This window comes from Streptomyces indicus (genome assembly GCF_900100315.1).
Taxonomy (GTDB): Bacteria; Actinomycetota; Actinomycetes; order Streptomycetales; family Streptomycetaceae; genus Streptomyces; species Streptomyces indicus.
Genome location: NZ_FNFF01000010.1, coordinates 177,295 through 196,538, shown reverse-complemented (window position 1 = coordinate 196,538; position 19,244 = coordinate 177,295). Strand labels below are relative to the sequence as shown.

Here is a 19,244-nt window from a genome sequence, read left to right as displayed (position 1 = left end):
GCGGCCGCCTCCCCCGGACGGAGGCAGTCAGGACCAGTGCGCCCCGGCTGCGGTCAGCCCCGGCGTCAGCTGCGTCCCGCACTCCTGTCGCTCCCCGGGTGAGACGGCGGTGGGCAGCACCTGCCGGGTCCAGGCGCGGGCGGCGGGCAGCTGCTCGGGACGCCGTACGGCCTCCGCGCGCACCCAGGCGCCGCCGCCGTCGGACGTGCGGTAGAGCGGGAGGTAGCCCTTGGCGGTCAGGAGCGACTTTTTCATGCCGGTCTTTTCCGCCCAGGCGTCGGTGGCGTGCACGAAGGTCGGGCGCAGTTCGTCGAGGGCGTACGTCTGAAGGCCCTTGATGTCTCCGGCCGCCAGGTAGTCGGCGATCCGCGGCTCGGTCAGGCCCGCGAGGTCGTGGACCTTCAGCTTGCTGGTGAGCAGGGTGCCGCCGAGGCTCGGGGTCAGCAGGGAGGCGTCGCCGATGCCGAGCCGGTCGGCCTGCTCGTTGAAGAGCACACCGTGCCGCTTGACGACCGTGCACAGGGAGAGCGTCGGCTTGTCACGGAAGGCGTCGGCGGACTCCTTCTGGGCGACGACTGAGAACACCGTGCTCGCTGCGACGGCGGCCGCGAGCAACACCCGGCGGCGCGGCGCGGACCGGTCGGCCAGCGCCACGGTCGCGAGTGCCAGGGCCATCGTGCCCAGCGCCCACACGGGGGTCGCGAACCGGTACAGGCCCATCCAGTCCGGATCCAGGACGCCGAACGCGAACAGCGTCAGACCGAGGGGCACCAGGACCGCGGCCAGGACCGCCGGTCCGGGACGCCCGGGCCGGGTCGCCGCCACGGCGCACACGGCCACCGTGAGCAGCACGACCGGCCACCCGGTGAAGGAGAGCAGTTCGCCGGAGGTCCGGGCGAAGGCCGCGAGGTCGGGCAGCTGCTGCGCCTTGGCCACCGCCGTGTTGGGCACCCACCGCCCGAACTCGGCGCGACGCAGCACGAGGAACAGGGCGTACGGCAGGACGAAGGCGCCGATGCCGTACGCCGCGGCCCGCAGCAGGCCCGGCAGTGCGGGGCGGCGCAGCCGGGTGAGCAGCAGCAGCGGATAGGCGCCCGCGAGCACCGCGCCGTCGGGCCGGGTCAGCGCGGCGCCCAGAGCGAGCAGCCCGCAGGTGACGGCGGTGCGGCGGGTCAGGAGGGTGTCCTGGGCGACCGCGCGCACGAGGACGGCCGCGAGCACGGCGGCGAGCAGCGCGTAGAGCGGGTTCTCCAGACCGGAGAACATCCATGCCACGAACGAGGAGTTGGCCGCCAGCAGGACGCCGGCGAGTCCGGTCGCCGCCCACACGCGGGTGACGAGGGGGCGCGCCGCGGCGGCGGTCGCGAGCAGGATCCCGGCCGCGCACAGGACGGCGAGCAGCTTCGGGAAGAGCACCAGGTCGGGCACGCCGAACCAGGCGCCGCGGTCGAACAGGCCGAGCCTGCGGCCGACCACGAGGAGCGCCAGCCAGGCCGGGTTGGAGTAGCCCTCGACCGGCTCGGCGCCCGGCTGCTGCACGGGCCCGTGGCCCTCGTCGATGCTGCGCGCGTAGGCGAAGGTGATCGCTGCGTCGTCCACGATCCAGCGCCCGAGCCGCGAGCCCTGCCAGGTGATCAGGAGCGTGCCCGCGGCGACGGCCAGGGCCTCGGGCCACCGGCGACCTGGCTCCGGGCGGTCCACGAGCCGGCCGGCTCTGCGCTGGGACTGTCCGGGAACTGCGGAGGTCGTCGTGATCATTCCAGGATTTTCCGTGCACCGGCCATCGATTCGGCGGGTGCGACACGGGTGGACTGCGGCGGGATGGTGACCGGCCCGTGGTCGCGGCCGAGGAAAACCCGCGCCACCACACGCTCGGCCGCCCGCCCGTCCTCGTACGTGCAGAACTTCTCCCGGAACGCGGCCCGCCGCGCGGCCGACACCTCGTCGCGCCAGCGGCCCGACGTGATCAGGTCCGCCAACTCGGCGGTGCTGCGCGTGACATGACCGGGCGGCTCGGCGAGCAGATCGACGTAGGCGCCGCGGGAGGCCCGGACCGCCTCCCAGTCGTCGGCGTGCACGACGATCGGGCGGTCGAGCAGGGCGTAGTCGAACATCAGGGAGGAGTAGTCGGTCACGAGCAGGTCCGAGGCCGCCATGAGGTCCTCGGCCGCGGGCTCGTCCGTGACGTCCACGAGCAGGCCGCGGCGGTGCAGATCGCGCAACTGGAGCCTGCGCACCGGGTCCTTGAGGTACTGCGGGTGCAGCCGGACGAGCAGGGTGCGGCGCGGGCCGAGCTCCATTGCCAGCTGCTCGAAGTCCAGGCGCGGCACGTACCACGTGCGGTGGTCGCGCCGGGTGGGCGCGTACAGGAGCACGGTGTTGCCGGCCGGGATGCCGAGCCGTGCCCGTACGGAGGCGGCGCGCTCTTCGTCGCCGCGCACGAGCACGTCGTTGCGGGGCGCACCGCTGCGCAGCACGGAGAACCGGCACGGATAGGCGCGGGCCAGGATCCGCTCGGCGTACCGGCTGGAGACCAGGGCGTGGTCCCACCGGTCCGCTCCGTCGAGCAGTCGGCGGACATCCGTGTGGAAGGTGCAGGCCGGCCGGCCGAGCAGGTCGAGGCCCGTGGAGGTGAGCGGGGTGCCGTCGCCGGTGTGGAGGTGGATCTGGCCGGGCCGCTTGACCAGGTCGTCCGGCCAGTTGACGTTGTTGACGAAGTACGTGGCCCTCACGGCCACTTGGAGGTGGCGCAGGGAGCCGGGGCGCACGTGGTCGACGCCCTCGGGCACCTGTCCCGCGTGCTGCGGGTCCACCACCCACACCGCGCGGAGGTGCGGTGCCATGGTGCGTGCCGCGCGGTGGATGGCCGCGGGGTCCCCGAGCACGCCGCGGTGTCCGGAGGCCGCGTACACGACGAGGTGAGGGTCGAGCGGGCGCAGCCGGTGGAACCGGGCCACCGCCCGCCGCAGGACGCCCGCCGCCCTGTCGCGCAGCCGGGCCAAGTGCCGTACAAGCACGGCCTGTTGAGTCGTGACCAGCGTGTGGGCGCGGAAGAGGGGGTACGAGCCGAGGGCGAGCAGATGCCACCGTGACGCGTCCTGCGGTGGTGGCCGGAAGCCGGCGGGCTTGTGGCGCCGGTGGAAGCGTACGAGCTCGCGGTGGAACTCCGCGCGGTGCCGCGGCAGCACCCGGTCGGGCCGCGTCAGCGTCGCGAGGCAGTGCTGGACCGCCCGCTCGAAGAGCAGCGGCCGGAGCGGCGCGAGGCCGGGGCGCTCGTCGAGGAGGGCGAACAGGCGGTCGTACTGCGCGAAGAGGGCGAAGTGCGCGCGGCCCGGGGTGCGCGAGAGCGCCCCCTTGCGCCGCTGCTCGACGTACACGCAGATCCGGTCGAGGCAGGCGATCCGCCGCGCGGCGGCCAGCACATGGCACGAGACCGCGACGCCCTCGTACAGACCGGCCCCGAACGCGAATCCGCCGTCACGGAAGAACTCCCGGCGGTACGCCTTGTTCCAGGCGACCAGAGGCAGTTGGAGGTACTGGGGGCTGCCCGGGAGGTCGGTGGTGTCGCGGCCCGCGGCGGCGAGCAGGCCGGCCCGGGCGGACGGGCGGTCGAACCCGGCCCAGTGCGTGGGCAGGTGGTCGAAGAGCAGCACGTCGGGGTCGCCCGTGAGGCGCAGCCGCTCGTCGATCGCCGCGAGCGCGCCCGGGGTGAAGCTGTCGTCGCCGTCGAGGAAGAGCAGATAGTCCCCGCAGGCCTCGGCGACGCCCGTGTCACGGGCCGGTCCTGGGCCCGCGTGCGCGGCCGTGCGCACCACGCGTACCCGCTTGTCGCGGGCCGCGTAGGCGTCCAGGATCGCGCCGCAGTCGTCCGGCGAGCAGTCGTCCACCGCGATGACCTCGAGGTCCGTGAACGACTGGCCGAGGATCGAGTCGAGGCAGCCGCGCAGGAAGCCCTGCACCTCGAAGACGGGGACGATGACGCTGAAGCGGGGCACGGGGTCTTCCATGGGTCGGGGCGGGCGGGACGGAGGATGCGCGAGGGCGGCTCAGGGAGGCCCGGCGCTCACCGGCGGGGGCACAGCGCGGCCTCGGCCTCGTGAGGATCGGCCGGGAAGCGGAAGGAGGTCCGCTGCCAGGAGCCGGTCAGGTTGCGCAGGAAGCGGTCGAAGGTCAGCGGTGCGCGCACCGAGTCCTGGAGCTCGGCGAGCGGACCGCAGGACAGCGCCCGCCGCGCGGCGGCCACGGCCGAGGCGTCCACACCGGGCGGCAGTGCGGTGCCCGGATCGGTGTAGTCGGCGATGATCCAGGCCTCCGGCAGACGTTTGTCGTGGCCCGCCTTGCCGATGCGGGTGCGTTCGACATGGGCCGCGAGCGGATACGACAGGCCCTGCGGGTCGACGGCCAGACCGTCGAGCGGCACCACCAGACCTCCGTGGCCGAGCATGACGCGGGTGCCGGCGACAGGGGCGCCGAACCGTTCGGAGAGCGGCAGCAGCCGGTACGACCGGTTGAACCCGGTCTCGATCACCAGCGTCGGCCGGCCGCCGGCCGCGGCCCGCCTGACCTGCGCGTCGTACGGGTTCCCGGCCACGCGGTGGTCGCGCTGTTCGGTGGGGTGCCGCACCCCGGTGATCCGCTGATAGCCCAAGTGCTGGTCGTACACCTGGAAGTGGGCCGACTCCGCCGGTGCCCGCCACAGCAGCAGACAGCAGCAGGCCCACACCCCGAGGCCGCCGGCCGTCGCCGCCACCCGCCGTGACAGCGGCAGCGCCCACAGCGGCAGCAGCACCAGGAACAGACCCGGCAGCAGCATCCGCGCGTGCATGAAGTCGCCGCCGACGCGCACCACATAGACCAGGCAGAGCAGCCCGGAGACGACGGGGGCCGCGGCGAGCAGCAGGGCGCGCCGGGAGGCGGCGGCCTTGCGCGCGAGCGGGAGCAGTGCCAGGAGCAGGAGGGCGGGGGTCCACAGGTGGTAGGGCCCGACGAAGTTCCAGGCGTACGCGAGTCCGCGCAGCCACACCGCCTGCGAGGCCTCCTTCGTCAGGCCGGGCAGCGGCACGAGCACCCCGTAGTAGCCGGCCCGGAAGATCTCGTACGCGAGCGGCAGGGCGAGAGCCGCGGCGCCGAGCCCGAGGGCGCGCCGCGGCCGGGGGCGCAGCAGCGCGTATCCGACGACGAGGAACACGCCGGTGACCAGCGCCAGGTCGGGGCGGACCAGCGGCCCGAGCCCGAACACCACGGCAGTGCAAAGGAGTTGGGCGTACGACGGAGAGGTGCTCCGGTACGCCCGGACGAGGAGCCACCAGCAGGCGGCGAGCCAGCACGTGGCCAGGCCGGTCTCCAGACCGGAGGTCGCGTAGTCCCAGACGGCGGGCACCGGGAGCAGGACCAGGGCGCCGACCGGCAGGAGCCGCGCGCGGCCGGGAAAGAGACGGCGGGCCGCGTCGCCCGCGAGCAGCCAGCCCGCCACGGTCGTGACCAGGCCGAGGGCCACCGCGACCAGCGCGGGGTCGGCGGAGGTGAGCAGGCCGCCGAGCGCGACCAGCCACTGCCACAGCGTGCCGGTCGAACTCTCCGCGCGCTCCCCGAGGTTCAGGACCGGGCCGTTCCCCGCGAGGATCTGACGCACGGCCCGGGTGTAGATCAGCGCGTCGTCGCCGACCCAGCGGCGGTGGTGGCCGAGCAGGCCGATCGCGACGGCGGGGAGCACCACGACGAGCAGCAGGCTCCAGTGGCGGTGTCCGCGCGTGCGGGAGGGCTCCGGCGCGGGTTCGGCGGGGCGGCGCGCAGCGGGTACGGCCGGAGTGCGCACCGGGCCGGCCGCCTCGTCCCGGGGGCCGGCGGGTGAGGATACGGGGGAGGTGCGTACCGGATTCATCGCGCGGACGCCCCCCGCTCCGAAGCCTCACGGTCGGAAGCCTCCCGGTCCGCCGGCTTCGGGATCACCGTCTGCTGGACGGCGGCCTGTTGGTCCAGCGTCTGCTGGACGGCCGCCTGTTGGTGCAACGTCTGCTGGACCACCGCCTCCCGGACGACCGTCCCCCCGGCCGCCCGCCCCGCCGCCGAAGCCCTGCGCGGCGGCGCGGGCGCGGGGACCCGGCGCGACAGCGGCACGACCGGCGGCAGTTCGCCGGCCGGCTGCCCCAGCATCACCCGGCGCACCACCCGCGCGGCGGCCAGACCGTCGTCGAAGTCGCAGAACCGTGCGCGGAACGCGGCGCGCAGCCGGTCCGCGTCCGCGCCCTCCCACGCACCGCTGCGGAACACCTCGGCCAGCTCCTCGGCCGTACGCGCCACACAGCCGGGCGGCTCGGCGAGCAGGTCGAAGTAGACGCCGCGGGTCTCGCGGTAGACCTCCCAGTCGTCCGCGTAGATCACGATCGGCCGGTCGAGGTTGGCGTAGTCGAACATGATCGACGAGTAGTCCGTGATGAGCGCGTCCGCGGCGAGGCAGACCTCCTCCGGGGAGCGGTGCGCGGTGAGGTCGATCAACGTGCCGGAGCGCAGGGCCTGTTCGAGCCCCGCCGACCCCTCGTACAAGTGGTGCGCGCGCAGCAGCACCACGAACTCCTCGCCGAGCGCCGCGCAGAACTCCGCCAGGTCCAGCTGGGAGGCGAAGCCCGTGCGGTGGTCGCGGTGCGTGGGCGCGTACAGGAGGGCGATCTTCTCGTCGGGGATGCCGAACCGCCGGCGCAGCGCCACCACGTCCTCGGCGGTGGCCGTGTAGAAGGCGTCGTTGCGCGGATAGCCGACGTCGAGGCTCTCGTACGAGCCCGGATAGGCGCGCTCCCAGACCTCCGTGGAGTGGCGGTTGGCGGAGAGGTTGAAGTCCCAGCGCCCCACCCGCGTGACCAGCTTGTCGAGCGGTCCCGCCGCGGCGGCCGAGGCGGGGTGGCCCGCTTGGTCCACGCCCATCAGCTTCAGCGGCGTGCCGTGCTGGGTCTGGACGTGCACGGTGCCGGGCCGCTTGCGCACGCGCGGCTCGAAGTTGACGTTGTTGAAGGTGTACTTGGCGGTCGCCATGACCTCCCAGTAGCGGCGGCTGCCGATGACCACCGGCTCGACGTCCTCGGGCATGGGTGCCTCATGGCCCGGCGCCACGAGGAACACCGAGCTGACGTGCGGGGCCAGGCGGCGGGCCGCGCCGTGCACGGCGGCGGGGTTGCAGGTGTAGCCGCGGCCCCAGTACGCGCTGTAGACCGCCAGGTTCTCGTCCACCGGCCGCCTGAGGAAGCGCCGGTACGGGTGCGTCAGGCGTGCCTTGGCGCGCGCCGCCCGCACCCGGAGCCACCGCACCGGCCGCGCGGCCCGGGCGCCCGCGGCCACCAGCCCGCCGTACGCCGCGCACAGTCCGGCCGCGAGCAGCGCATGCCGCCGCCCCGCCGCCCCGCCCGGCCGCACGAACCCGGCAGGGCGGTGGCGGCGGTACAGCCGGCCGGCCCGCCGGGCGAACCGCCGGCGGTCCGCGCGCGAGGGCAGCCGGGACGGCGAGCCCGCGGTCGCGCCCACCTCATCCATCACCCGCCGGAACACCGCGGCGTGCAGCGCGGACGGCAGTTCCATCCCGGCCACCTCGGCGAGCAACTCGTCCACCCGTTCGAGGAGTTCGAGGTGGTGCAGGCCGGGCGCCTCGGTGCGCGCACCCTGGCGGCGCAGCAGATGGCGTACGCAGACCCGGTCGAGCACCGCGATCCGCTCGGCCCGGAGCGCGGCGAGCACACTCCACGGCAGGTCGGTGAACCATCCCGCGGCGAAGGTGAGCCCGGCCCGCCGGACGAACTCCCGGCGGTACGCGCCGCTCCACGCCGGCACCCGCACGTCGGGCAGCACCGCGTGCCGCGCGAGTTCGAACGCGCCCTCCGGAGCACCCCGCCACAGCCACCCGAGCGCCGGGCCCTGCGCACCCTCGAACCAGTGCGTCCGCTCGTGGTCGAAGAGCAGCAGATCGGGCTCACCGGTCGCCGCGAGCCGCTCGTCGACCGCCTCAAACGCACCGGGTACGAACGTGTCGTCCCCGTCGAGGAACAGCACGAACTCGCCCCGGGCGGCGGCAAGTCCGGCGTTGCGCGCTCCCGCCAGTCCCGCTCCCGGCGGGGAGTGCAGCACGCGGATCCGTGCGTCCCGCCTTGCGTACTCGGCCACGAGCTCGGCGCCCGGCCCGTCCGGTTCGCCCACCACCGCGAGCAGTTCGAAGTCCGCGCAGGACTGCGCGAGCACCGAGTCGAGGCAGTCGGCGAGCCGGCCGGCGACCTCGTGGGTGGGGACGATGACGCTGAAACGGGACAACGGTGCCTCTCCTCGGGATGACGCGGGTGGTGTGCGGCTCAGCCGCGGCGCAGCAGCCCCCGCAGACCGCGCCCGGTCCGCCGCGCCGGGGACGACGGGACGGGGACGCAGGGGGACGCGGCGGCGGCATGGCGTGACACGGGCTGCTCGGGCAGCCGCGCCTTCTTGCCGCTGATCCGGATCATGGGGTCGCCGGCCACGTTCTCCGCGCCGTGCCACATGTCGTCGCGCCCGGCGAGCATCTGCGCGAGGTCCGCGTGCACCTCGTCGTAGGCGCCCCAGGTCCCGTAGAACTTCGTGGCCGTGATGCACAGCGGGCGCAGCCCGGTGGTGGCGACCGCGCCCCAGGTGGCGGCGGCGACGCCCGGGCAGTGCTCGGCGCGGAAGTCGTCGAGCACCAGGATGCCGTCCTCGCCGATCAGTTCGCGCGACGCGGCGATGTCGCCGTGCACGTGCTCGTACAAGTGCGAGGCGTCCACATGGACGAAGCGGCAGGTGCCCGGCTCGACGTGCTCGGTGATCACCGACGACGGGCCCTGCACGATCTGCGGCAACGCGTCGTGGAACGACAGGTAGTTGGCCTCGAAGGCGCGGCGCGTGAGGGTGGCGTACGAGCGGTTCATCTCGGCGCTGTTCGCGTCGTCCTCGGCGGGGGAGTCGAAGAGGTCGCAGACCGTGAACCGCTCGTCCTCGCGCAGATAGCGGCCCATGAAGATGGCGCTCTTGCCGAGATACGCGCCGATCTCGAGCAGATCACCCGTCTGGCCGCGCTCGAGCTGGCGGGTCAGGAACCAGTCGAAGAGGACCTGATCAGGGGCGTGGAACCAGCCCTTGACCTCGGAGAGGCTGGTGGGACGGGGCAGAGTGGCGGGGTCGTGCGGGGCTTGCTGCATCGGAACTCCCGGTGATGTCAAGGCCGTTCGGGCACAGGGGCAACGAGCGTCGGCTCGGCCGGTTGCGGCACGCCGATCCGCGACGCCGCCGCCGGTACGGGGCACCTCTCCGCCAGGGGAACGACCGCGGGAAGACCAGGTGTCTCGCCGAGGAACAGATGACGTACGACGCGTTCGGCGGCGCGCCCGTCGTCGTACGCGCAGAAGCGCTCGCGGAAGGCCGCGCGCAGCTGCGCCGAGCGCGAGCCGCGCCAGTGCCCGGTCGCGAAGATGTCGATGAGCTCGTCCTCGCTGCGCGCCACCGTGCCCGGCGGGAAGGCCCGCAGGTCGAAGTAGGTGCCGCGGGCGGCCTCGTACGCCTCCCAGTCGTCCGCGTACACGACGATCGGACGGTCCAGGTTGGCGTAGTCGAACATCAGTGAGGAGTAGTCGGTCACCAGGGCGTCGGAGGCCAGGCACAGCGTCTCGATGCTCGGGTGGGCGGAGACGTCGATGAGGCGGGCCGACTCGCCCGCGGCGAGCGGGGCCTCGTAGCTGTGGTGGGCGCGGGTCAGGACCGTGAACCGCGGTCCGAGCTCGCGCAGCATCCGCTCCAGGTCGACCGGGGTGCGCTGGGTGGTGCGGTAGTCGCGGTACGTGGGCGCGTACAGGATCGCCGTGGAGCCCTCCGGGATGCCGAGCGTCTCGCGCAGCCGGGCCACCTCGTGCGAACTCGCCTGGAGAAGGCGGTCGTTGCGCGGATAGCCGTATTCGAGGACCTGGTACGAGGCGGGGAAGACGCGCTCCCAGACGAGGGTCGAGTGGCGGTTGGCGGAAAGGACGTAGTCCCACTTGTCCGCGCTGGCCATCAGCTGCCCGAAGTCCATGTCGCGTGCGGCGGCCGGACGGTCCTGGAGGTCCAGGCCCATGTGCTTGAGCGGGGTGCCGTGCTGCGTCTGGATGAGGACCTGGCCGCGCCGCTTGACCAGGCGGCGGTCGAAGTTGACGTTGTTCACCAGGTACTTGGCGCGGGCGAGCGCCGTCCAGTAGGCCGCGGTGCCGGGGGTCAGACGGCGCGTGCCGGTCGGCACGTGGTGGCGGTGCTCGGGCCGGCAGATCCAGGCGGTACGGATCCCGGGGGCCAGCTCGCGCACCTTCGCCTCGATCGCCCCCGGGTTGCAGGAGTGCCCGCGGCCCCAGTACGCGGAGAACACCGCGTAGTCGTCGCGCACCGGCAGCAACAGCTGGGTGCGGTAGTGCAGTTGGAGCAGCGCGCCGCGCGCGAGACGGCCGAAACGCTTGCCCGCGCGGGCCAGGCGGGACTTCACCCGCAGTGCGAGCATCAGCGTGCGGTACGTGCGGTGGGTGCCCAGCTTCACCAGGGCGTGCCGCAGCCGGGTGCGCACCGGCACGGGGTGGCCCGGGACGCGGTAGCGGCGGTAGTGGGCGCGGGCGCGGCGCAGGAACGCGGCGCGCGATCCGCGCGGCAGCCGGCCGCGCTTGGTGAAGATCGTCGAGTAGTGGTCGGTCATCCGGCGGAACATCACCGGGCGCCAACGGGCCAGCTCGGGACGGGAGTCGAGGAAGGCGAAGACCCGCTCGTACTGGTCGAAGATGTCGAAGTGCTTGCGGCTCGTGGTGCTCAGGATCGAGCCGCGGCGGCGCTGGCGGTAGTGCACGCAGACCCGGTCGAGCACCGCGATCGAGTCGGCCGCGAGCAGCACCGGATACGTCCAGGGCGTGTCCTCGTAGTAGCCCGTCGGGAAGCCGATCCCGAGCTCCTCGATGAACTCGCGGCGGTAGGCCTTGTTCCACGCGACCATGAGGAGCTTCAGGAGGCCCGGGCGTTCGTCGAGCGGGAAGCTGGCCGGGCCGTCCTCGCCGAGCAGCGCCGCGAACTCGTTGCGCCGCACCTCGCCCGTCCAGTACGTCCGCGCGTAGTCGTAGACCAGGACGTCCGGGCTGTCGGTCTCCTTCAGGCGCTCGGAGATCGCGCGCAGGGAGTCCGGTGTGAGGGTGTCGTCGCTGTCCAGGAAGACCAGGTACTCGCCGGACGCCTGCGCCATGCCGGCGTTGCGTGCCCGGCCCAGGCCCACGTTCTCGGTGAGGTGGACCGGCCTGACGCGCGGATCCTTGGCCGCGTATGCGTCGATGATCTCCGGCGAGCCGTCCGGCGAGCAGTCGTCGACCACGATCAACTCGAAGTCTGTGTACGACTGTTGGAGCACGGAGTCGAGGCATGCGTGCAGGTATGCCTGCACCTTGTACACGGGGACGATGACACTGAACCGGGGCAAGGCACATCCATGGGTCGGCACGGGCATACTGCCCTGAAACGGCCCTGGACGTAGGTCGGTTACGCCAGACGTGGCATACGGGGGAACTCTTCTGGACGATGAAAGGCGCCCCGCAGGTCAGGGGCGCCTTCCAACATCGTTGTCCCGGCGTTTACTTGACGGCTCCCGCCATGACGCCGGAGACGAACTGCCGCTGGAACGCGAAGAACACGGCCAGCGGAATCGCGAGGGACAGGAACGCGCCCGGCGCGAGCGTCTCGATGTTCTGGCTGAACGCCCTGGTCTGGCGGATCAGGGCGACGGTCAGGGGCTGCGACTCGGTGTTGGTGAAGATCAGCGCCACCAGGAGGTCGTTCCAGACCCACAGGAACTGGAAGATGGCCAGCGAGGCGAGCGCGGGCGCCGCGAGCGGCATCACCACCGTGAAGAACAGCCGCACCTCGCCGGCCCCGTCGAGCCGCGCGGCCTCCAGGAGCTCCCGCGGGATCTCCGCGAAGAAGTTCCGCAGCAGGAACACCGCGAACGGCAGACCGAAGCCCACGTGGAACAGGATCGGACCGGCGATCGTGCCGAACACCCCGATGTCGCCGAAGAGCCGCGCGAGCGGGATCAGGGCGATCTGGATGGGGACCACGAGCAGGCTCACCACGGCCACGAACCACCAGTCGCGGCCCTTGAAGTCCATCCAGGCGAAGGCGTATCCGGCCATCGCGCCGATGACCACGACGAGCAGCGTGGACGGCACCGTGATCCAGACGCTGTTGAGCAGCGCGTCGGTGATCGCGTCCTTGCCGAGCAGATCGGAGTACGCCTCGGTGGTGAGCTGCGCCGGCTTGGTGAACACCGTCCACCAGCCCGACTCGGTCATCTCCGCGGGATCGCGGAACGAGGAGGCGAGCAGGCCCACCGTCGGGGTGAGCCAGAGCAGCGCCATCAGGATCAGGAACACGCGCAGTACGCCGCCCGCCGACCGGTTGGCGATCCGCGCGGCCAGCGAACGTCGCGGCGGACCGGAAGACTCGGCCTGCTGTGCGGTGGCCGCCGGAGCGGCCGGTTCGGTCGGCTGGGTCGGTGCGGGTCCGGAGAACTCGGATGCCGCCGATGACTCGCTCACCGTCGGCCCTCCTTCCGCAGGCGCCGGATGTTGATGATCATCACCGGCAGGACCAGGATGAACAGGATGATCGCGATGGCGCTGCCGAGCCCGTAGTCCGCCCGCGGCCCGAAGGCCACCAGGTACAGCTGGAGGGCGAGGACGTTGCCGTCGTCCTGCACCGGTTCGGGCGCGATGACGTAGACCAGGTCGAAGATCTTCATCACGTTGATCATCAAGGTGACGAACACGACCACCAGGACCGGGGCGAGCAGCGGCACCGTGACTTTTCGGAACACCTGCCACTCGTTGGCCCCGTCCACCCGCGCCGCCTCCAGGAGGTTGCGGTCCACGCCCGCCAGACCGGCCGCGATGAGCACCATCGCGAAGCCCGCCCACATCCAGGCGTACGCGCCGATCACCGCCGGGGTGATCAGGCTCGGGCCGAGCCAGTCCAGGCCGTTGTAGGGCGCCCCGAAGTTCGAGGCGGGCAGCCTCAGTTGGGCGCCGTCCGCCTCCTTGGGCAGGGTGAAGGTGCCGTCGTCGCCGGCCGTGGCCGACGCCACCACCTTGCCGTCCTTGACCGCCTCGACCTTCATCCCCGGCAGCGCCCGCTCCTCGCCGTCGACGGCGCCCTTCTCACCGCCGCCGCCGCGCTGGAAGTCCAGCCAGACCGTGCCGGTCACTTCGTCGCCGGAGGCCTCGGCGGCCTTCGCCGGGCCCGGGTCGCCGGGCACCTTGTCCGGAGGGATGCCGACCAGCGGCAGGAACACCGGATCGCCCGCGGACACCGTGGACTTGGTGGTGTACGGGCCCTTGGCGCGCGGGCCCTCCAGATCCGACCAGGCGGGGGCGTTGGCCTTGGGGTAGCCGGTGGAGTCGGCGAAGGTGTCGTGCACGCCCACCACCACGGCGTTCGCCACGCCCTGGTCGGGGTCCGCCTCGTACACGAGACGGAAGATGATGCCCGCGGCCAGCATCGAGATGGCCATCGGCATGAAGATGATCAACTTGAACGCGGTCTGCCAGCGCACCCGTTCGGTCAGCACGGCGAAGATCAGGCCGAGCCCGGTGACCAGGGCCGGAGCCACCGCCACCCAGATCGCGGTGTTCTTCAGGGCGGTGAAGGTGGCGTCGTCGGAGAACAGGTCGCCGTAGTTGCCGAGCCCGACGAATCCGTCACCGGTCTCGTCGTACAGACTGCGCCAGACCGAGTACCCGATGGGGTAGACCACGAGCGCCCCGAGCATCACCAGGGCGGGCAGCAGGAAGAGCACCACCACCCAGGGCCTGGTGCCCAGGACGCTCTTGCGCGGCTTCGCGGGGGGCGCGCCGGCAGCGCCGGCGGCCCCCGCGCTCACAGCAGGGGTCGACATCGGAAGCCGTCAGCCCTTGTAGGCCTTGGCCGCCGCGCTCTCCAGCTGCTGCTGCAACCCCTCGACGTCGTCGGGGTTCTTCAGGAAGTCCTGGAGCCCTTTCCACAGGCCCTGGCCCTTCGTGCCGCCGAAGGCCGCCGGCGCCTGGTCGGACATGTCGAAGCGGAAGTCGTCACCGGCGTCGAGCAGCGCCTGCGCGATCCCGCGGGTGATCTCGTCCTTGTACTTGGCCATGTCCACGGACTTGTTGGGCGAGAGCACTCCGCCCTGGGCGACCCAGATCTCGGCCGCGTCCTTCGAGGCCAGCCAGGTGATCAGGGCCTGCGAGCCCTTGCCGTCCTTCAGGACGGTGGCCACGTCGCCCGCGCTGACGACCGGCGAATCGGCGCCCACGGCAGGGAACTTGAAGACGTTCGCGTCCTCGCCGAGCTTCGCGTCCGTGTCGGCGTTGATGTTCGCCGCGACGAAGTCGCCCTCGAAGACCATCGCCGCCGGGGAGTCACCGCTGAACGTGTTCGTCACGGACTTCGGGAACTCGGTGCGCAGCGCCCCGGACGCGCCGCCCTGGATCAGGTCGTCCTTGCCCCACAGCTCGGCCAGCGTGGTCAGGGCCTGCTTCACGGACGGGTCGGTCCACTTGATCTCGTGCTTGGCCAGCTGGTCGTACTTCTCGGGCCCTGCCTGGGACAGATAGACGTTCTCGAACCAGTCGGTGAGGGTCCAGCCGTCCTGGCCGCCGATCGAGACGGCCGGCCAGCCCGCGTCGGACAGCGTCTGGGCCGTCTCCACGAAGCCCTTCCAGTCGGTGGGCGGGTCGGTGATGCCGGCGGCCTCGAAGCCCTCGGTGTTGTACCAGACCAGGGACTTGTTGGCGGCCTTCGCGTAGACGCCGTACTGCTTGCCCTCGTACGCCCCGAGCTCCTTCCAGCCGTCTCCGAAGTTCTTGTCCAGCTGCGCCTGGGCCTCGGCGCCGAGCGGCTTGACCCAGCCGCGCTCGGCGAACTGGTGGAGCACGCCGACCTGCGGCAGGAAGGAGACGTTCGGCGGCTTGCCGCCCTCGATCCTCGTGCCGAGCACGGTCGCGGTGTTGTCGCCGGTCGACAGGTAGTTGACCGTGGCGCCGGTGCGCTTCTCGAACTCGTCGAGCACCTTGCGGAAGTTCTCCTCCTCGGGTCCGGACCACACGCCGGAGATCTCCAAGGTCTCGCCGTCGAGCTTGGGAAGCTCCACTGTCTGCGCGGCTTTGGTGTCCTTGCCCTCGCCAGGCTTGTCCTCAGAGCCGCCGTCATCCCCGCCGCAGCCGCTGAGCGCCAGCGCGCCCACCGCGGCCATCGCGATCGCGGCCCTGCGTGTCCGAAGAGTTGTGCGCATCACTGCCCCGTCTCTCTTCTGTTCCGCTGTCCCGTGCGGTCTGGTCTACGCCCCGGGGTGGGGGGCGGCAAGAGCGCCTGCGGTGTCAAGTGGGGGATCGTGATGGGGTCGTGACGGGATGTCAGGACAAAGGGGAGCAGGCCGACCTGCCCGGGCGGCCTCGGATACGCATCCACGCCCGCCCGGACCGGCCGCCCGCCCTCACAGGAGTGAAGGAACCTCGCGCGCCGCCACCGACCGCGCCGCCCGCTCCAACGCGCTGGCGAGCAGGGCCAAGTCCGTGGGCCCGTTGCCCAGTTCGCGGACGGGACGCCGGTCCGGGGGGTCGCCCATGCGCTCCCACTCCAGGACCACGGCCGTCGGCCGCAGCGTCGCCGTACGCGGGATGCGGCCCGTGACCCGGCCCGCCTGGAACGGGACCACCTGGCCGTCCGCCAGGAGCAGCCGGCCGCGGCCGGGCGCCGGGTCCTCGGGGGCGGCCGAGGGTGCGGCCAGGATGATCCGCACGGCGGCGGCCCGCGCCGGCAGCGAGTCCGCCGTGCGCTCGGGGCGGCCGCTCGCGGCGATCAGGTGCACGCCGAGCCGCTCGCCCTCGCGCACGACCGCTTCGAGCGCGCGGACCACCGAGCCCGCCGAGGGGCGCCCGGGGGCGCCGAGGGCCGGGGCGACCAGGGCGTCGAGATCGTCCACGACCACGACGAGGCGCGGCAGGGCGGTCTCCTGCGTCAGCGCCGTATCGCTGTCACCGGCCGAACTCCTGCCGCCCGTACGCAACTTGAGGGTCGCGCTCGGCGGCGCGTCCAGGTCCGCCGCACTCTCCGCGGGAGCCGCGCCCTCGGTCCCGGTGACAGGACGCCCCGTCCGGTCGGTGCGCGCGGCGCCGAGCCCGGAGCTTTCGCCGCGCCCCGGGCCTTCGCCGCGTCCGGCACCCGAGCGCTGGGCGACCATGCGGCTCGCGACCGCCCGCCCCGTGTGCCACTCGGCGAAGCCCGCGCGGCCGAGCAGTTCGCTGCGGCGCTTCAGCTCGGCCGTCAGGGACTGGGCGAACTCCCGCATCCGTACGGGGTCGTTGGCGGTCAGGTGCGTGGTGACATGCGGCAGGTCCGTCGCGGGCCGCAGACCGCCGCCCGCGCTGCCGCGCTCCGCGCCCGCGCCGTCCACGAGCACGAGCCCGAGCCGGTCGGGGCGCTCGGCCGAGGCGAGCGAGGCGGCCAGCGAACGGAGCAGCTCGGTGCGGCCGCTGCCCGGTGGGCCCTCGACCATGACATGCGGGCCCTGGGCCACCAGATCCACGCAGACCGGACCGCGGGGACCGGCCCCGAGCACGGTCCACGCGCGCCCGCCGGGCGACTCGTGGTCGTCGGCGGCCGCCGCCCAGCGGGCGAGCAGCGAGGCCGGGGTGGCCCGCGCGAGGCCCAACTCGTCGAGCAGCCGGGCGGCTTGGGGCAGCGGCGAGGAGAGCCGGGCCGCCTGCGGTCCGGTCTCCGCCGTGCGCAGCGGCGCGAGCGCCCGCGCGAAACGCTCGGCCCACGCCAGGGACACCGCGTCCACCGACGCGACCGTCCCGTGCCCGGCGAGCTGCCCGCGCGCGGTGCGCAGCAGCCGCAGCGCGGTGGCCACATCACCGCTGAGCAGCGCCACCGCGCCGCAGGAGCGGAACGCCGGGACGGCCGTGCACGCCGCCTCGTAGGTGTCCGCGACCGGGGAGGACGGGGAGGCGGCCGGGGTCTCGGCCAGGCACAGGACATGGATCCCGGCCTGCGGTCCCTCCTCGGCGAGCCGCACCGTCGCGGCCCGCAGCGCCGCCGGGCCCGGGTCGCCGTCCACCACGAGCAGGGTGCGCGGACCGGCCGGGCGGCCTGTGGCGTCCGTGTCGTCGAGGCGTTCGTCGATACGGCGGATCAGCTCGTCCGTACGGGCCGCCGCCTGCTCGCGGTCGAACGCGACGAGCAGCCGGCAGTCCTCGCCGCGGCCCGGCCGCAGATGCGGCAGCCAGCCGAGCCAGGACCACTCCGCGACCCGCTCATCGACCGTGCGCGAACGGTCCGTGGACAGGAGCACGATCTCCAGCTCGGTGGGCGCGTGCAGCGCGGCGAGCTGCGCGAGCACGGAACGCGCCAGCCCCGAAAGGCGCGCCCGCGGTCCCGCGAGCCCGAGGCCGCCGGCCTCGCGCAGGCCGACCGTGACCGGCACGGCCGGCAGCAGGGCGCCGTCGTCGGCGAGCGGCCGGTCCACCGTGCCGAGCCGCACCGCGAGCGCCTCGGGGTGCTCGGCGGCGCGCTCCCACAGGCGCGGGCCCGGGCCGAGCGCGGTGAGCAGCAGGGCGGCCGGGTCGGGCCAGGTCTCGGGGGCCGGGGTGCGCTCGGCGGGCGGCGCCTGCACCGCGGGCTCCTGCTGCTCGGGCGGCTGCTCGGTGCGGCCGCCCGCGAGCCGCCGCGCCCAGGCGCCGATCCCGCGGCGGCGCAGCTGGCGCGGCACCGTGGTGCCGCGGGTGGGCGTCCCCGTGCGCCCGTGCTCACCGGGCTGCTCGGCGTCGCCCTGGCCGGGCTCGGGGGCATGGGTGTGCTCGGCGGCGCGGTCGTGCTCGGCGGACGGGCCGGGCCCGGCGGGGGAGGCAGGCCCGGCGGGGGAGCTGTGCGCGGCGGGAGCGCCCAAGTCGCCCTGTCCGTAGGCGTGATGGGTGCCGGCGGCGGGGGCCGGCGGGGGTGCGGACTGCTCGGGCGAGGCCTGCGCGGGGACGCGGGCCTGCGCTCCGTTCCCTACGGCTGCGGTCTCCCCGGCTCGTACGGGAGGGGTCTCTCCGGCTCGTACGGGAGGGGTCTCTCCGGCTCGTACGGGAGGGGTCTCTCCGGCTCGTACGGAAACGGCCTCCCCACTCCGTACAGAAGAAGCAGCCCTTGGAACGCCCGCACCTGCACCCGAGCCGGCGCCCGAGCCCGCCGTGCCCGTGGTCACCCGAAGGTGGCCCTCGCCGTCCGGGGCCGTGGACAGCGGCTCGGGGTCGGCCGTCGTCGACAGGCGCAGCGTGGACTCGCCGATGCGCAGCAGTGCGCCCGGCGTGAGGCGAACGGGGCGGTCGTGGACGGGGGTGCCGTCGAGACCGGTGCCGTTGGTGGAGCCGAGGTCGGTGACCGTGACACGGCCGTCGTCGGCCAGCGTCACCGCGCAGTGCAGCCGGGAGACGTCCGGATCGTCCAGCGGCACGTCGGCGTCGGCGGAGCGACCGATGGTGATCCGGCCGCCGTGCAGCAGATGCACCCCGCCCGCGTCCGGGCCCGCGACCACATGCAGCCGGGCGGCCGCGCCCTGCGCGGTGGGCGCGGGGTCGGCGGGGGAGTGCAGCGCGAGCACCGCGCCGTCCACCAGCGGGGGCTCGCCGAGCACGCAGGTCCTGGAGTCGAGCCGGTCCGGGCCCGCGTACAGCACGACATGGGCCGCCGATGCGGCCTCGGTGCCGGCGGCCGCGGCCAGGCCGGAGGCGACCGCCGCGAGTGCGGTGCCCGCGGGCGCCGTGACCAGCACGTCGACCGCTCCGACGGCGCGATGCGCCGCCTGAGTGCGGCCGCTGGGCGGCCCGAGGACGGTCAGCCGGATCTGCATCGCCGTCAGCGGTCCCTTCTGCGCGGGGTGCCCGGCGGGGGACGGATGAACCCGTCCGCGACCCCCCACCGCGCACGGCGTGACACCGTGCTCGGAGGCATCCTCGCACCTGCCGCCGACAACACGCCCGGCGGCCACCCATAAGTGATCTTGATTGATCGGGTTTTCTGCTTCGGCCCGCCCACCCCGGCACGATTTGCCACCCAAATCGCCCTCGCCGCTGCGTAATTGACGGTGCGGGCCGCCGCCGGTGTGTGCCCGGCCGGAGGATGGGCAGGCGTACCCGGCGACCACCAGGGGTGACCTCGGCGGATCGCCAGGGGTGACCTCGGGAGATCACCAGGGG

At 73.5% G+C, this 19,244-nt stretch carries 10 protein-coding genes; all 10 read right to left on the bottom strand.

Annotated elements, in window-relative coordinates:
• Positions 1–27: 27 nt before the first annotated feature.
• A complete protein-coding gene (locus BLT97_RS24065) occupies positions 28–1,758 on the bottom strand; it encodes a hypothetical protein (RefSeq protein WP_093613591.1) in 1,731 nt (576 codons plus the stop codon).
• Positions 1,755–3,995: a bifunctional glycosyltransferase/CDP-glycerol:glycerophosphate glycerophosphotransferase gene (locus BLT97_RS24060; RefSeq protein ID WP_093613589.1), complete on the bottom strand. Its 2,241-nt coding sequence runs from the start codon at positions 3,993–3,995 to the stop codon at positions 1,755–1,757. Before BLT97_RS24060 ends, BLT97_RS24065 begins: the two co-directional genes overlap by 4 nt.
• Before the next feature lie 68 nt (positions 3,996–4,063).
• A complete protein-coding gene (locus BLT97_RS24055) occupies positions 4,064–5,815 on the bottom strand; it encodes an arabinofuranosyltransferase AftB family protein (protein WP_143041372.1) in 1,752 nt (583 codons plus the stop codon).
• Between the two features lie 62 nt (positions 5,816–5,877).
• Positions 5,878–8,289, bottom strand: coding sequence for a bifunctional glycosyltransferase/CDP-glycerol:glycerophosphate glycerophosphotransferase (locus BLT97_RS24050; protein WP_093613585.1), 2,412 nt, complete (start codon positions 8,287–8,289; stop codon positions 5,878–5,880).
• Positions 8,290–8,327: 38 nt separating this feature from the next.
• Positions 8,328–9,182: a class I SAM-dependent methyltransferase gene (locus BLT97_RS24045; protein WP_093613583.1), complete on the bottom strand. Its 855-nt coding sequence runs from the start codon at positions 9,180–9,182 to the stop codon at positions 8,328–8,330.
• A 17-nt stretch (positions 9,183–9,199) separates the two neighbouring features.
• Positions 9,200–11,458, bottom strand: coding sequence for a bifunctional glycosyltransferase/CDP-glycerol:glycerophosphate glycerophosphotransferase (locus tag BLT97_RS24040; RefSeq protein WP_093613581.1), 2,259 nt, complete (start codon positions 11,456–11,458; stop codon positions 9,200–9,202).
• Between the two features lie 151 nt (positions 11,459–11,609).
• Positions 11,610–12,572 (bottom strand): carbohydrate ABC transporter permease, encoded by a 963-nt coding sequence (locus tag BLT97_RS24035; RefSeq protein ID WP_425442756.1) that lies wholly within the window; start codon positions 12,570–12,572, stop codon positions 11,610–11,612.
• A complete protein-coding gene (locus BLT97_RS24030) occupies positions 12,569–13,927 on the bottom strand; it encodes a carbohydrate ABC transporter permease (protein WP_093613579.1) in 1,359 nt (452 codons plus the stop codon). Before BLT97_RS24030 ends, BLT97_RS24035 begins: the two co-directional genes overlap by 4 nt.
• Before the next feature lie 9 nt (positions 13,928–13,936).
• Complete coding sequence (locus BLT97_RS24025; protein ID WP_093613577.1) at positions 13,937–15,298, bottom strand: ABC transporter substrate-binding protein; 1,362 nt, start codon at positions 15,296–15,298, stop codon at positions 13,937–13,939.
• A 201-nt stretch (positions 15,299–15,499) separates the two neighbouring features.
• Positions 15,500–18,898 (bottom strand): FHA domain-containing protein, encoded by a 3,399-nt coding sequence (locus tag BLT97_RS24020; RefSeq protein WP_093613575.1) that lies wholly within the window; start codon positions 18,896–18,898, stop codon positions 15,500–15,502.
• Positions 18,899–19,244 lie beyond the last annotated feature (346 nt).

Coding starts and splice junctions, on each gene's coding strand:
- BLT97_RS24045 (WP_093613583.1), bottom strand. CDS start 9,182: ATGCAGCAAGCCCCGCACGACCCCGCCACTCTGCCCCGTCCCACCAGC.
- BLT97_RS24020 (WP_093613575.1), bottom strand. CDS start 18,898: ATGCAGATCCGGCTGACCGTCCTCGGGCCGCCCAGCGGCCGCACTCAG.
- BLT97_RS24030 (WP_093613579.1), bottom strand. CDS start 13,927: ATGTCGACCCCTGCTGTGAGCGCGGGGGCCGCCGGCGCTGCCGGCGCG.
- BLT97_RS24065 (WP_093613591.1), bottom strand. CDS start 1,758: ATGATCACGACGACCTCCGCAGTTCCCGGACAGTCCCAGCGCAGAGCC.
- BLT97_RS24025 (WP_093613577.1), bottom strand. CDS start 15,298: ATGCGCACAACTCTTCGGACACGCAGGGCCGCGATCGCGATGGCCGCG.